Raw genomic sequence first — 15,898 nt, forward strand, 5'->3', positions numbered from 1 at the left:
CTATCCAACTATGTTTTATCTAGTTCATCATCCAGACGATTTTGAGAAAATTACAGAGACTGTAATTCCGTTTTTCGAAAAATCTAATTTTACTCTTCTTACACTTCCTATATCAAATCAGTTTTCACCAGAAGAGGATTCGGTATTAGTCACTTACCTCTCCGATTTAAATTTTAAAGACTTATTACTTAAGACTACTAAACATAATTGGAATTTGGCGGTCCTACCACATCCCGAGGGTCAAAAAGCAATAAAATTATTGGGGATCACTGGCAAAATGGAAGAGATTACGATGGAAATCTTGGATGGAGAAGAAGTGAATGAATTGGATTTGCTTTATTGTAATGAGATTCCTGTATTACAATCTGTAAATGTAGGAGATGTTCTTATTTTTTCTGAACAAAAAGGAGCACAAGGTTTTATTTCTGAAGTATATCAATTTATAAAAAACATCAGAAGGTTGCCAGGGTTAATTCATAAATCATTTCTCTTAACTGCAGACGAAGAACAAATTATTCACACTTCGGCTTTAGGAATTATTGCGGTGGAACATCCTTCGGCTTCAGTGATCTCTAAAAGATTGCTAGAAAACATAGTGTTGAATGATGGGAAATTTCAGGTACTCATACTTTCGCCACAAAGCATTTTTCAGCTATTAACTTTTCTATTCAAAAGTTTACTACCCAACCCTACTTTCAAGGCACAATTACCCTCATTTATAGGATATATTAAAACAACAAATCTAAAGATCGAGAATGGGGAGCCAATAGATTTCTCTATAGATGGGGAAAAATTAACGGCGAAAGAAATAAACTTAAACGTACACAACCGGGAAATAAAACTTCATCAAAAAAGCGAATATGCATCAAAAAATGAAGGTGTAGACGAAAAAAAGAATCTCAAAATAGACAAATTACCCACGGGAGAAAAAAGGGAAGAGCTTACACAAAGAAAAATGCCTTTTTTACCCAGAGCTACCACAGAGGAATTTCAGGAATTATTCAAAGTTTTAAAAGAGAATGCAAAGCTTAGCTCTTCATTTTTAGTGATGATGATCCTCGCGACCTTAATTGCCACATTTGGATTATTTGGAGATTCATCTCCAGTAATTATTGGCGCTATGATACTTGCTCCCATCATCGCTCCTATTGTTTCATTTTCTATGGGAATGGTGCGATATGATACTAATATGCTTAAAACAGGAATAGTTACCATCTTAATTGGAACTATTGTGGCATTAATATTTGCAGCCGGAGTAAGTATGATTATACCTCTTAAAGTGCTGACCTCAGAAATTGATGCACGTCTCACTCCTACCCTTTTAGATATGGGAATAGCGGTAGCCTCTGGGATTGCAGCAGCATATGCGCATGCAAAAGAAGGTATTGCGAAAAGTTTGGCTGGGGTAGCAATTGCCGTTGCCTTGGTACCTCCATTGGCTGTAGCAGGAATAGGTATTGGTTGGTGGGACTGGGATGTGTTTTCTGGTGCTTTTCTTCTTTATTTAACCAATCTTGCAGGAATTATCATGTTTGCGGGTCTCACATTTCTACTTTTAGGTTTTGCACCTTTTAGACGCGCAAGAATGGGATTAGTTTATACGCTTATAACCATTAGTATTGTTATGATTCCTCTTTCCCTCTCTTTTAATAGAATTAAGCAAGAAGCCAATATAACCTCAAAATTGGAGGGAACAAATTTTGATAAGATTTATCTTAGAGATGTAAAAGTTAGAACAGGAAAACCGATCATGGTTTCTTTAAAATTAGTGAGTCCGGAAGCAATAGATTCTAAAGAAATGGAAACTATTAAGGAACAAATTGAAGAAAAAATTGGAGAACCAATAATTTTAGAAGTTATTTCTGCTATTGAATTTTAACCCAAATTAAAGGATTTATACTTTTTTATCTTGCCAGTATTTATGGAGCTTTGCCTAAACATTTTTGTTTTAATAGCTATCGAAAAAATTTAAAGTAAAATGTTCTAAGGATCTTGATTCAATAAAAATATTACAGCATAAAAAGCCTACATCAAAGATGAAAAAATTGGATTTGAAAAATTGGAATAGAAGAGAGCATTTTGAATTTTTCTCAAGCTTCGATGAACCTTTTTTCGGGATAGTTTCTGAAGTTGATTGTACAAAAGCCTATAAATTCTGTAAAAATAATAATCGTTCCTTTTTTGCGCATTATTTGCATAAGGCATTAACCGCGGTTAACGAGGTTCCAGAATTTAAGTATAGAATCTTGAATAACGAAGTAGTGGTGTATGAGGAAGTGCACTCTGCCGCGACCATTGCCAGACCAGATGGTACTTTCGCTTTTTCATTTGCTGAGTTCGATTCAGATTTCTCAGTTTTTCAAGAAAGATTGAATAAAGAAATTGAGGAGGTTCAAAATACAACAGGATTAAGACTCAGCGATGCTTCACAACGTTTAGATGCAATCCATATTTCATCATTTCCTTGGCATAAACTTACAGGCCTAACTCACTCTCGAAATTTTAAATATCCAGACAGTGTTCCAAAAATAACCTTTGGTAAAATGTATGCAATGGGAAATGAGAATAAATTACCAGTTGCTATTAACGTTCATCATGGATTAATGGATGGTTTTCATGTGGCTAAATTCCTTGAAGTATTTCAAAAATTATTAGATTCAGAATAAACTATAAGAATTTCATAATTTAAATTTCTGCTTTAAAGCAGTGTTTACATTTCCTATATTTACCCTCAAAAAAATAACTATGAAATATCCCCTATTAGCATTTGTATTTATCTTATTTCTATCCTGTGATAATAATGATAAGGAGAATGTAGATTATAAAGTTCAGAACGAAAAAGAAATTGCTGAATACATCAGCGAAAATAATTTAAATGCTCAAAAAAGCAATTCCGGATTGTACTATGTTATAGAGGAAGAAGGAGCTGGTGTGCAACCTACTTCAAATTCAGATGTTACCGTTGCCTATAAAGGATATTTTTTAAATGGATCTGTATTCGATCAAAGTAATTCTAACGGGATAAGTCTCAACTTACAACAAGTTATAAAAGGTTGGACAGAGGGAATCACTTATTTTAAAGAAGGGGGATCAGGGCTTTTACTAGTTCCAGCGCATCTTGGATATGGAAATAATAACTCCAATGGAATTCCCGGGGGTTCAGTACTTATTTTTGAGATTGATTTGATTTCTGTTAATTAGAAAGTCATTAGTTGTAATAGGATAGTTTTCTGAGGACTATTATTTACTAAAAAGTTGGTAACTATATACTTGAATATGAGTTAATTCTAAGACTTTTAAGTTTACACTGAATAATCTAACTGAATAAAAAAGCTTCAAAATTAAAACTTTTGAAGCTTTTTTATTTTACATCTTTAGATCGCCTATTTACACATTCATATAAAACTTAGAAAAAGATCACAATTCAAATATTTGTAACCTGTTTAAAACAAGCATTTTCCGTTTTAATCTTTTATAAGTAGATTTTATCTAAAAAGCCACCATTACGCTCACAATCTATTGCCTATCAGTCGATTAGACCCCACGATTAAATTTTACCTATATTCGTTCCTTGGTTCCAAGGATATTCATCCTTAATTATTCAAAAAATAGTGAGTTGAAAATTGACTCATTAATCTTTATAATTTTCCTAAAACTATAATTAATAGAGAATAGGAAATCACCCTTTTTTGAAAACCCAAAATTTTAGTTCACATAATTCTTATCTGATCTCGGTTATTCTACCCTATCAGTGTCCTCCCAATATTTTAAATGAAATCCAGATTTGGAGTTTCACAATTCACATGTGTTGAAAATCAACATATATTTCAATTAAATATTTAATGAAATGAGAAAAGATTACTCAAAAAGATCATTACCCAACTTATTAAAATCACAAAGCAAAATGCCATTGGCCCTAAAATATAGCCTTTTCATTTTCGCTCTCTGTACATTTCCAATGTCGGCTTCCAGTAATAATTTTAATATTACAATAGAGAACAGTAATTCATACCAAGAGCGCGAGGTTACCGGAATTGTAAGAGATAATACTGGAACTCCACTCCCAGGTGCAACAATTTTAGTTAAAGGAACCAACATAGGTGTACAATCAGATTTTGATGGGAAATTTAGCTTGATGTTACCTGAAGATAAAAACATTATAGTTATTTCCTTTATAAGTTTTAAAACTAAAGAGGTGGATGTTTCAAAATCAAAGACCATTGATGTAAAATTAGATGAGGCCGCTGCAAGATTAGATGATGTAGTGATCATTGGAAGTCGCGGGAAACCACGAACATCTTTCGATTCTCCGGTTCCTGTTGATAATATCTCAACCGCAGAATTAAAGCAAACCGGCAAAGGAGTGTTGGATCAACAGCTTATGGCTAAAGTACCATCTTACAACTCTACAGAACAACCAGTATCTGATGCTGCAGCACATTTTAGTCCTGCAGGCCTTAGAGGTTTGTTTCCTAGTAGAACCTTGGTTTTGGTAAATGGTAAAAGAAAGAACTTAAGTGCATTAGTTTATAGCTATGTAACCCCTGGTCGTGGGGAAGTAGGTGTAGATATGAAAGCAATACCATCTGCAGCTTTAGAACGAGTAGAGATCCTTAGAGATGGTGCTGCCGCGCAATATGGTTCTGATGCCGTTGCCGGAGTAATCAACCTTGTGCTTAAAGAAAATTCGGATCCATTTATAAATACTGGTTATAGCGTAACTACAGAAGGGGATGGAGAACAGTACCAAATTGAAACTGGGTTTGGAGTTAAAATAGCCGATAAAGGCTTTGCAAACTTCACTTTTAGTTATTTCGATCAGAAACAAACTCAGAGAGCGGGAACAATAACCAGCGTAGAAGATGAAGCTAACTATTGGGGAGTTACAGATGATACAGATTTTACAATATCAGATCTGCAATCTTTCTTACAACGTAATCCGAGTGCAGGATTCCAAGTGGGATCACCAGATGTAACCATAACCAATTTCGCTTACAATACAGGTTATACTTTAGATGAAGAAACTAATACTGAAATTTATTCTTTTGGTACATTGGCTAATAGAACCGGATCTTCTCCTCAATTTGCAAGAGTTCCTTACTGGGTTCCTGGTTTCGAACAAATTTACCCGGGTACTGATTTTTTCTTAGCAGAAATGGCACCTAGAATTAATGATTACACTTTTGCATTGGGTTTAAAAACCACTTACAATGAGTGGGATTTCGACTTAAGTTCTACTATGGGAAGGAACAGAATAGATTATTATATTGAAAATTCCTTTAACCAATCTTTTGGAGCAAGTAGCCCATCAGACTTTTATAATGGGGCTCATCAATTTAGCCATGTTGTAAATAATCTTGATGTAGTTAGATCTTTTGAAGATACTGGATTAAATTCCTTAACTGTAGGATTTGGTGCAGAGCATCGTACAGAGCGTTTTGTTACTGAAGAAGGAGAATTTGCTTCTTATGGAGATGGTACGCCAGACGATCTAACAGATAGAACGGGATCTGAATCTTTTGGTGGATTTAGACCCGAAAATGCTTCTAATGATTACAGGAGTAATATAGGTCTATATACAGATGTGACAGCAGATATAACTGAAGACTTCCTACTGGGAGGAGCTGTACGTTATGAAAATTATTCTGATTTTGGATCTAATTTAAGCTGGAAAGCAAATACCAGATATAAAACATTAGATAACAAATTAGCCATAAGAGGTTCTATAAGTACTGGTTTTAGAGCGCCAGCCTTACACCAAATTTATTATACGGCTACTACTACCACTCTTACAGAAAACGGAATACAACAAAATGGAATTTTGAACAATGCAGATCCTGCATTACGCGCTTTAGGGATTCCAAAATTAGATGCAGAAACCTCTTTTAATCTTGGAGCAGGTTTGACTTATAGATTCAGTAGAAAAATTGGTTTAACAATGGATGTTTATCAAATAGATGTTGATGATAGAATTGTGCTTTCTGGTCAGGTAACTCCAACCGGAGATCCAAGCAGTCCAATAGATCAAACCCTATCTAGTGTAAATGTAGGAGCTGCAGGATTCTTTTTGAATGCTATTAATACGCGTACAAAAGGAATTGATATTGTATTTAGTTATGATAATATTGAATTAGGTAAAGGATTTTTAAGTGGTAGTTTAGCTGCTAACTTTAATAAAACTGAAGTAAGAAGCACTCAGTTTCCAAAATTCATTGAAGACAATAATCTAGGAGACGCTTTATTCTCTAGAGAAGACGTATCTAGAGTAGAGTCATGGAGACCTAGATCTAAGATCATAGGTTCAATAAATTATACTTTAGATAAATTCTCTACGAACTTATCTATGATGCACTACGGAAAAGTTACTTATAGACACCCAAGTAACCCGGCAGATGATGCTACTTATGGCAGTAAGTTATTGACTAATCTTAGTTTTAGTTATGATTTCACAGAGAAAATCGCTTTAACTGTGGGAGTTAATAATTTATTTAATGTGTATCCAGATACTTTTGCAGATGCTTATAGTAATAATGGAGGTGTTCCTAAAGACCGAAACTTAGATTTCGTAGGAAGATTCAAATACCCTTGGCAAACCACTCAATTTGGAATTGATGGTACAAGAATATTTACCAATATAGCTTTCAAATTCTAGAACATAAGAAAGTTTATATAATCCGCATTCAAGTAAAACTGAATGCGGATTTTTTTTTGACAACATTATTATAGGAATTTCTTTAGCTATATTAAGCCTTACCAAGTTAGAAGAGTCCGCTTAACTCTACTATATTTGCATTAAACCCTAAAAAATGTTCGATTTTATTATTGTAGGTAGTGCACAAGCTGGCCTTAGTATGGCTTATCACTTGAAGCAAATGGGGAAATCTTTTCTTGTTGTGGATAAGGAAAGTAAAATTGGAGAGTCTTGGTTAAGCAGATGGGATTCATTAACTCTTTTTACACCTACGGAATTCAATCATTTAGAAGGAATGGAATTTCCTGCTCCAAAAGGGCATTACCCCAATAAATATGAAGTCGCAGACTATTTTGATGCTTATGTTGAAAAATTCGAACTGCCTATTCAGTTTAATATTCTTATAACTTCAATAGAAAAAAAAAACGGGATATTTATATTGACCCACCAAAATGGAGAGTTAAAATGCTCCAATGTTATAGTTGCTACAGGCCCGTTTTATACACCTTATACGCCTCCCTTTTCGATTAAAATTAATAAGGAGGTTAGACAGATACATAGTAACTTTTATAAGAATAGTGAACAATTACAGCATGGTGACACTTTAGTTGTTGGCGGGGGAGATTCTGGATTTCAGATCCTTGATGAGGTCTCACAAAATGGATTGACAACCTATTTTGCAGGTCCAGATGATGCTAAAACCTTACCTCAAGAAATTTTAGGAAAAACATTATGGTGGTGGTTTACTAAAACTGGTTTTCTTAGTGCCAGCAAACATTCCTGGATTGGTAAAATGATAGCAAATAGACCTCAACCAATAATTGGGCTTGATATTAAAGAAATTTTAGACAGAAAGAACGTTCATCTTGTTGGAAGAGCATTAGATGCAGATGAAAAATCTATAAACTTTGATAAGGAGGAAGTAAGCAGTATTAAAAATATAGTTTGGGCAACAGGATACCGCCCAAATTTTAACTGGATACAAGGTCTAGAACTAGATAAAAATGGATATCCTAAAAACAAAAGAGGAATAAGTTCTATAAAGGGTTTATACTTTATTGGTTTACCTTGGTTACATACTCGAGGCTCTGCCACTTTAGGTGGAGTTAAAAAGGATGCAGCTTATATATCTGAGATCATAGAAAAACAGTAAAACTACATATGGATATAAATAGAAACTGCTCCAGAAATGGAGCAGTTTTTTTATGCTTATAATTTTGAAGAAGCTTAGAAAATATATCTAAGACCAACTTGCATTTGCCATCTAGAATCTAAACTAAAGTCATTTGTAAAAGTGTTTTTCTGAGATGGATCAAAACTATATACCGGAGTATTTGTATCATCTACAGAAACACCCAGAGGTTGATCGTTCACAGGCAATTCAATTACTCCCCAATCAGAATTGATTAAGTTTCCAAGGTTCAATACGTCTAAACTCAACTGGATGGTGTTTGTTCCATTTGCAACCCTAAAGTCGTAATCTTGTAAGAATTTTACATCCCAACGTCCTCTCCAAGGGCTTAATACGGCATATTTCTCTGCATAATCTCCTCTTCTATCTCTTAAGTAATCATCTTGCTGAATATAAGATTCAAAAGCAAGTCTTTGGGCTTCCTGCTCTGCATCAGTCCCAGTAAAATTATAACCTGAAAGATCAGATTCGGTAGGAATATAAATCAAATCATTTAATACAGAACCATCATTGTTGATGTCTCCAGAATAAGTATAAGAGAATCTACCTCCCTGTGCGTATTCATAAAATGCTCCAAAAGAAGTTCTCCATTGTTTGTTTTCACCATAACTGAAGGATTTATTTAGTTGTCCTACGATTCTATGCTTATCTCCATAACGAGATGTTGTACTTACCGCTTCATTCACATTTCCAAATGCCGGGTTTCTATCGTAAGCATCACTAGAAATCTCAGCATCTAGGGAACTTGCATCTTCAGCCTCTAAATAATTGTAAGCAATAGTTGCAAACAATCCATTATTAAAAGTCTTTTGTAATTTAAAAGACCAGTTAAAAGAATACCCAACATCTGTGTTAGAGAAAACATACGCATTGGTAACTCCACCAAATTCGTTAACAGCTCTATCAGAATTTAAATATACCATTCTATTATCTGCTCCATTAAGAGTTCCTGTTGGTGTTGCCAATCCATAGTTTCTTACCATTTGAGAATTCACATCTCTTGTGTAGATGATATCTGTGGTAGCAAGAATACCGTTTTCAAATTTATAATCGAATCCTAAGTTACTTCGCCATACTTGTGGAAATTGAAAATCTGGTGCAGAAGTAGTGTAAAAGAAAAAGTTAGGGTTTGCAACTTGGTTTCCAATCCATACGAAAGGTAAACGGCCTGTAAAAATCCCAGTTCCACCTCTTACTTGTAGTGTTTTATTTCCTCTTACATCATAGTTAAAACCTAATCTTGGGGAGAATAACAATTTCTTGGAAGGAAGTTCCAGGCTATTTAATTTAGTTTCTGCCCCATTTTCATCAAAATAAGTGATTCCTGGCTGGTAGTTTCCATCAGGAAAGGTTCCTCCAGCGGCTCTATCAATATTTTCTTGAATCTTGTCTTTTGTATCAAAATATAAAGGCTGATCTACTCTTAATCCGTAAGTTAATGTAAATTTTTCTGTTGCCTTCCATTTGTCCTGAGCATAGAATGCTAATTGTCCAACATTGGTCTCAGCTAAAGCCCAAGAATCATTTGAATTATTATTGTCAAATATTCCTTGTGCGTTAGCTAATGCTGCGCCAATAGTTCCGTTATTAATTGCTTCTTCAAAACTTCCAGCTCCACCTCTAACACTTGTAAAAGCATCAAAAAATGTACTTATTGGTCCCTGTCCTGCATCAGGATTTCCTCCAAAATCATATAAACCTAAGTTGAAAGAGTTATCGAATTCAAATTTTTCAAAACTTCCACCAATAGTGATTGTGTGGTTTCCAAGTAGAAAGTTTAGGTTATCTGTTATCTGATAAACATTTTGTTCTAATCTGTTATTGATAGAAAAAGGCTCATGTCCTGCAACTATATAACGAACTCCATCTTCTTGGATATTAATTGGCGGCGCAGGTGCAGAGAAAGGATCTCTACTATCGTCAAAATTCGTATAACCCGCTTGGAATTTGTTAGTGATAGTTCCAGAGAAATTAGAGTTTAATTCCACTAAAAAAGAGCTGATCTTATTATTGATTCTGTATCCTGAATTTCTAAACTGTAATGTTGTAAGGTCTGGACCCCTTCTACCAATTGCTTCTCTGTTGGCAGGCACATCTCTGGATGCATCCAAAAAGTTGTAGATAAAAGCTAATCTGTGTTTGTCTGACACATTCCAATCTAATTTGAATAGTCCCTTTGTAGATTCTGTTTTATGAGTATAACCTTCATATGCTCCAGTATCATAACCTAAAGTTCCTAATTGAGTAGAAACAAAATCAAGATCATCTGCAGTTACCCTAGAAACATTAGATCCAGATAATCCAGGTCTTGATGCTACAAAGTTAGATCCTAGATCTTCTCTATCATCTTTTTCAAAATTACCAAATACAAAAAGTTTGTTTTTTATAATTGGTCCTCCAACACTAATTCCATACTGAGCTTGAGAAAGATCTGGAACAATGATGTCATCTCCGGCCACTTTTCCACCTGTTAAATCCTCGTTTCTATAGAATCCGTAAACTGTACCTTTCCAAGTATTAGTTCCACTTTTGGTAACTGCATTTACAGATGCACCAGTAAAACCAGCCTGAGTAACGTCGTAAGGCGCAGTGGAAACCTGAATTTGTTCTATCGCATCTAAAGAGACTGGTTGTGCGCTGGTCTGTCCTCCAGGTGTTGCTGCATCCAATCCGAATGGATTATTAAAAATAGATCCATCTAAACTGAAATTATTGAATTGGTCATTTCTACCTCCAAAAGATCCATTGCTAGAAGCAGTTGGCTCTAACCTGTAAAAATCTGCAGCAGATCTTGTAATAGTTGGCAAGGTTTTTAACTCTCTACTTCCAATACTAGTCTCTGCACCTGTTCTATCACTGTTAATAATTGCGTTTTTGGCGCTGCTTATTACCACTGCATCTAAGGCTGTAGCATCTGCAGCCATTGTAACTTCTAAATTAAAAGTTTGACCTAATTTTAGATCTACATCTGTTAAAATATATTCTTTAAAGCCTACAAAACTAATAGTGATGGTATAAGGTCCACCAATTCTTAGGTTCAATAAAGTAAATCTCCCATCAAAATTAGTAACAGCACCATATACAGTCCCAGTCGGGGTATGCACTGCTTTTACATTAGCTCCAGGAAGCACAAGATCTTGAGCTTCATAAACAATACCACTCATTTCTGCTGTAGTTACCTGAGAAAATCCGGTAAAAGACAGCAAAATAGCAGTTACAAATAAAAGTAAATTGCGTTTCATTTTTAATTTTTTAATTGGTGTGTTATGATTGTTAGTATTTTGCAAAATTACTGTAAAATAATTGTAAAAATTAGCTCATTGTTGCGAAATAACTAATTAAAACAGGCCTTCGGTTTATCTTAAATTTGACAACATAATAAATTTATAACTTATTGGTTTAAAACAAGTTATATTTAAAAGTTTGTTTTCTAGTTTTCAGGTATGAAATTATTTATATATATAACCTTTCAAAAAAATTAAATTTTTAAAAATTCTGTGAATTCCACTAGACTAGAATTATATATCCTCTTAGCCTTTTTTGAATTTGAGATTACTTGTTATCAAAGATTAAAAATATAATAGACCTAATAAATGAAATACGGAGACTGTCTTATAATTCATAAGGGAAGTGAATACATTTAAAAAGCAGATTCATTATTATCAAATTGAACCTTAGACCATTTTTTTGTATTTTTAGTTAATTAATAGTTTGCTACCCAAGCACTCACAAAATCCTCAATTTAGGTTGACAAGCCAATTAAAACTACCCTATATTTATTCGAAATAAAATTCAACGACTTGAATTGTAAATACGTAAGGTATGAATAGTCTTAAATCACCTATATTATTTTTGTTGCTAATAATAGGAATTTCATTTTCCTGCAAAAATGAATCTGAAAATCTAGAAATTGGTTTGAATGAAAGCATTCTTCATGATGAGCTAGAATATTTAGTGACAGATTTTAACATTTTACCTATAGATAAACATACTAATAGATACAGAATAAAATTTAAAGTGATTAATAATTCCAAAGTTGCAGAGCACACTTGGAACAACTCGATTGCATACATCGTAGATTCTAAGGGAAATATTTACAATAACAATACAGAGCTTCAAATCAAACTTAATCAAAGAGAATCTTTTGGATGGCAAGAGGAGTATCACACCCATCCTAATTCGGAAGAAACCACTACCTTAATTTTTGATCTACCAAAAAATGTTATCCAACCCTTTTTAAAAGTATCAGGGAAATTTATGATAGGTGATGTTTTGGATCTTCACGAGTATAAAAAGATGAAAGTAAAATTGTTTTAAGGAGGTTTATAATTGAAGAAGTGACAAGAATACCTTTAAGCAAACATGATGTTCAGACATATTTCGATAGTTGACTAAAGGTTTACTTATATGAAGATATCATACTTACAATTAGGGAAATTGAACGAATAATGCAAATAAAAGCAACATCCCCAGATGATTATATAGAAAAGATCCCTGAAGATCGTAAAGAAAGTATGTCCAGATTGAGGACTGTAATAAAAAAAAACTGCCAGAGGGTTTTCAAGAAACGATGAGTTATGGGATGATAGGTTATGTGGTTCCTCACACTATATATCCAGATGGATATCATTGTAATCCAAAATTACCATTACCTTTTATAAACATTGCATCCCAGAAAAATTTTATTGCAATATATCACATGGGAATTTATGCCAATAAAGACTTACTAGATTGGTTTACAAGTGAATTCCCTAAACACAGCAATTTAAGGTTGGATATGGGTAAAAGTTGCATAAGATTTAAAAAAACAAAGGATATCCCTTTTGAGCTAATTGGAGAACTTACTACAAAAATGACTTGTGAAGAATGGATAAGGATTTACGATTCTAACTTAAAACGTTAGTTTCATTAGCTTTTATAAGTAAGAACTGTCTAAAGCGGTTATTTTATAAACCCTAATTTGTCTTTTTAGTATATTTCAAAAAAAGTTCTAAATTTACGTAGTGACCAATAATTATTTACCCTACAAAAATTCAAATATGTATAAGTACGGACTTAGCGTAAAATTTAAATCGACTGAGGATAACGGACAGAAATTGTCTTCGGTATTATTAAAAGCTTCAGAATTAGTGTCGAGAGCCAAAGGATGTCAGCTATATTTAGTAAGTCTAGATGCAGACGAAACAGACACTGTATGGACTACAGAAATCTGGGATTCCAGAGAGGATCATGAAAATTCCTTATCTGTTATAGGAGTAAAAGAGCTTATTTCTCAAGCCATGCCCTTGCTTGTTGCTCCACCAGAAAGAGTCAAGGAAATAAAAATATTAGGAGGCTATGGTATCAATCCATAACCACGTCATATTAAAATTGATTTATCAAATTCTTATTTGAAAGAGCTAAGAACCATATTTATTACATCTTTATCTTTTGGTTTTTAGAAAACATTCCCTTTGCTGCGGCGCCGTGCTTATTAGTATATATCGTATATAAAAGAATAAAATAATCCTGTATAATTTTATAAAAAAAACTGTAATAATTAAAAATCCTACATTCAATCAATTAACTTTAATTCCAATTACCTAGAGAATGAATGTCAAAGCAATTTGGAGCTATTATATAGATATTAATATCGTTAATTTAGTTTTCTCCTTTTTCATTATGTTTTTATTCAATAGATATTGGGGCATCTTCATGTTCTGCACTCTTGGGATTTTTGTTGGACGGTTTGCCTTTAAATATTTTAAAAATAACGAGTACAATCTTTACTACAACCTGGGTTTTAATAAATTGAAATTGCTTAAAATAGTCTGGGTACTAAATCTTATTGTTGCCATCCCGCTATTAATAATTGCTTTAATTTTATAAAGCATGGGACATCTTCTGGAAATAAACGAAGCGCATAAATATTTTGGTCAAAAAAGGATTTTGGAGAATATTTCTTTCGAACTAAACACTGGAGATATTCTGGGAGTCTTCGGAAGAAATGGCTGCGGAAAATCTTCGCTATTAAAGTTGATATTTGGAACTTTATCTGCAAACAAAATCCAAATTAAATTTGATTCAGAAATAATTGAGGCCAAAGAAATAATTCCACGGCAACTCGTTGCTTATCTTCCACAGGACAGTTTTTTGCCTAAAGGAATAAAAGTTAGGGATATCATTCCTCTTTTTTGCGATGATGAAGAAAAGCAAAACAAAGTTTTCTACGCTCCCGGTGTTTCAAAATTCGATAATACTAAAATCGGAAAGCTTTCTATGGGACAATTGAGGTATTTGGAAACATTATTGGTAGGTTCTCTGGATCATCCGTTTATTATGCTAGATGAACCATTTTCTATGTTAGAGCCACTATATAAAGAACTTCTCAAAGAGCTTTTAAGAAAATTAAGTAAAACAAAGGGCATCATTATTACAGATCATTATTATCATGATATTTTGGACATTACAAATGCAAATTTTCTTATAAAAGACGGGAATAGAATAGAAATTTCAGAAAAAATTGATCTGGAAAAGAACGGATATCTCTCATCTAATTAAAACTTTCCGCCTCAATACCTATTATTTTAGTCTCAGGTAGTAGTCTAAGATTTTTTCAGCTTTACATGAACATCTGTAGTCTCAATTTTAGAAAGTAATTTTAATTTACCTTCTTCAAATAATTCATCAAGTTGACATAGATCGGTGTTAAAATCGTCTTGAGTATAATTTTTATAATCTACAAACCTAATTCCTTCGATAACACGCGGATTATAAGCTTCTCTAAAACGAAGTCCGCCTTCATTTATATGAAACTTATAAGCAAGATAATCTATAGTAAAATTCTCTTTATGGATCCAATATAAAAATTCATCATGATGATCTGTTCCTCCTCCATTCTGACTAAAAGTAACTTTCAATTGGTAATAGGGCATTCCATTAATTTCTGCATCCCCCACTAATTTCTTGTTAACCGCTTTGTCATTTAAACCATATGGTAAATGTGCGAAGTAATGAACCGAATTTATACTCCCTGTATATTTAACAACCATACTATCTGGCACAGTGATTAAACTATCATTTAAGAATCTTTTATAACCAGTGTTACTTACTACATCAAGAATGGTATCTATCCCAAGAGAATCAATAATTTCACGTTCTAAAAGGAACTCTCCACCATTTCTAACACTTTTATATTGGTTATCTCGAAATTTAAAATCAATGCTTGCATTTTTGTAAATATCACCACCAGCAGTAGCTATTGTTTTATTGATGATCTCATCTGCAGACAACTGCTCTTTTTCATTTTGGCAGGAAGCAAATAGCAGTAATATGGCTAATATTGAAAGGTATCTCATAATTCAGTTAAAATAGGCGCTAAGATAAAAAAATTAACACAATAGAAGTTTTATAATCTAGCATATCACTATTCTAAGACTATAATTTTCTTAAATCCTTACATCTAATATAATTTGTCCCTAATTAATTAGAACGAAGCAATCTTGAAACTTTACAAAATCATTATAGGAATTTCTAAAGAAACCTTCCTACTTTTGTGCCTCTATGAAGAATACCATCAACATAAAGAACCGTAAAGCGAAATTTGAATATGAATTTCTGGAAACCTATGTAGCAGGAATAAAACTTGCCGGGACAGAGATCAAAGCAATTCGATTAGGGAAAGCGTCTATTACAGAAAGTTTTTGTGAGTTCCAGAATAATGAACTCTTTGTAATAAATATGCATGTAGAAGAATATTCTCACGCCACACACTTTAATCATAATCCCAAAAGTGAGCGTAAACTTCTTCTGCAAAAGCGAGAGCTTAAAAAGTTGGAGAAAGAAGTTAAGAATACTGGCTTAACTATTATTCCCATCAGACTCTTTATTAATGATCGCGGAATAGCAAAGCTTAAAATCACCTTAGCTAAAGGTAAGAAGTTATACGATAAGCGAGAAACAATGAAAGACAGAGACAATAAACGTAGCTTAGATCGAATTAAAAAAGAGTTTAATTAAGCTAATCCCGCATTCCT

11 protein-coding genes and 1 pseudogene are annotated in these 15,898 nt (G+C 33.3%); 10 read left to right on the forward strand and 2 right to left on the reverse strand.

Translation table 11 applies throughout. The features are described from left to right. Positions 1-10 precede the first annotated feature (10 nt). The 5 genes from I130_RS07620 (at position 11) to I130_RS07640 (ending at position 7,844) form a co-directional block, all read left to right on the forward strand. Entirely contained in the window at positions 11-1,879 is a 1,869-nt protein-coding gene (locus I130_RS07620) for a TIGR00341 family protein (protein ID WP_034921076.1), read from the forward strand. A gap of 157 nt (positions 1,880-2,036) precedes the next feature. Beyond that, complete coding sequence (locus I130_RS07625; protein WP_034921079.1) at positions 2,037-2,666, forward strand: chloramphenicol acetyltransferase; 630 nt, start codon at positions 2,037-2,039, stop codon at positions 2,664-2,666. Between the two features lie 79 nt (positions 2,667-2,745). Beyond that, positions 2,746-3,201 (forward strand): FKBP-type peptidyl-prolyl cis-trans isomerase, encoded by a 456-nt coding sequence (locus I130_RS07630; RefSeq protein ID WP_034921082.1) that lies wholly within the window; start codon positions 2,746-2,748, stop codon positions 3,199-3,201. Between the two features lie 646 nt (positions 3,202-3,847). Further along, positions 3,848-6,652, forward strand: a complete 2,805-nt coding sequence (locus I130_RS07635) for a TonB-dependent receptor (protein WP_232224041.1) — start codon at positions 3,848-3,850, stop codon at positions 6,650-6,652. A gap of 154 nt (positions 6,653-6,806) precedes the next feature. Next, positions 6,807-7,844, forward strand: coding sequence for a flavin-containing monooxygenase (locus tag I130_RS07640; protein ID WP_034921085.1), 1,038 nt, complete (start codon positions 6,807-6,809; stop codon positions 7,842-7,844). Between the two features lie 74 nt (positions 7,845-7,918). On the opposite strand, the gene I130_RS07645 is transcribed toward I130_RS07640, so the two are convergent. Then, positions 7,919-11,125: a carboxypeptidase regulatory-like domain-containing protein gene (locus tag I130_RS07645; RefSeq protein WP_034921303.1), complete on the reverse strand. Its 3,207-nt coding sequence runs from the start codon at positions 11,123-11,125 to the stop codon at positions 7,919-7,921. A gap of 580 nt (positions 11,126-11,705) precedes the next feature. On the opposite strand from I130_RS07645, the gene I130_RS07650 reads away from it, so the two are divergent. The 4 genes and pseudogenes from I130_RS07650 to I130_RS07665 all read left to right on the forward strand — a co-directional run bounded on the left by I130_RS07650 (position 11,706) and on the right by I130_RS07665 (position 14,423). Then, complete coding sequence (locus I130_RS07650; protein ID WP_034921088.1) at positions 11,706-12,200, forward strand: hypothetical protein; 495 nt, start codon at positions 11,706-11,708, stop codon at positions 12,198-12,200. A gap of 131 nt (positions 12,201-12,331) precedes the next feature. Further along, positions 12,332-12,786, forward strand: a pseudogene (locus tag I130_RS07655) (DUF1801 domain-containing protein). Between the two features lie 136 nt (positions 12,787-12,922). Further along, on the forward strand, positions 12,923-13,237 hold the full coding sequence (locus I130_RS07660; protein WP_034921091.1) for a putative quinol monooxygenase: 315 nt from the start codon (positions 12,923-12,925) through the stop codon (positions 13,235-13,237). Positions 13,238-13,754: 517 nt separating this feature from the next. Beyond that, positions 13,755-14,423 carry an ATP-binding cassette domain-containing protein gene (locus I130_RS07665; protein ID WP_034921095.1) on the forward strand — a complete coding sequence of 223 codons (669 nt, stop codon included), beginning with the start codon at positions 13,755-13,757 and terminating at the stop codon, positions 14,421-14,423. Positions 14,424-14,467: 44 nt separating this feature from the next. Here I130_RS07665 and I130_RS07670 read toward each other — a convergent pair whose 3' ends face one another. After that, a complete protein-coding gene (locus tag I130_RS07670; RefSeq protein ID WP_034921098.1) occupies positions 14,468-15,220 on the reverse strand; it encodes a DUF6503 family protein in 753 nt (250 codons plus the stop codon). Between the two features lie 205 nt (positions 15,221-15,425). On the opposite strand from I130_RS07670, the gene smpB reads away from it, so the two are divergent. Beyond that, entirely contained in the window at positions 15,426-15,881 is a 456-nt protein-coding gene (gene smpB / locus I130_RS07675; RefSeq protein WP_034921100.1) for an SsrA-binding protein SmpB, read from the forward strand. Positions 15,882-15,898: the final 17 nt, after the last annotated feature.

This window comes from Gillisia sp. CAL575 (genome assembly GCF_000403785.1).
GTDB lineage: Bacteria > Bacteroidota > Bacteroidia > Flavobacteriales > Flavobacteriaceae > Gillisia.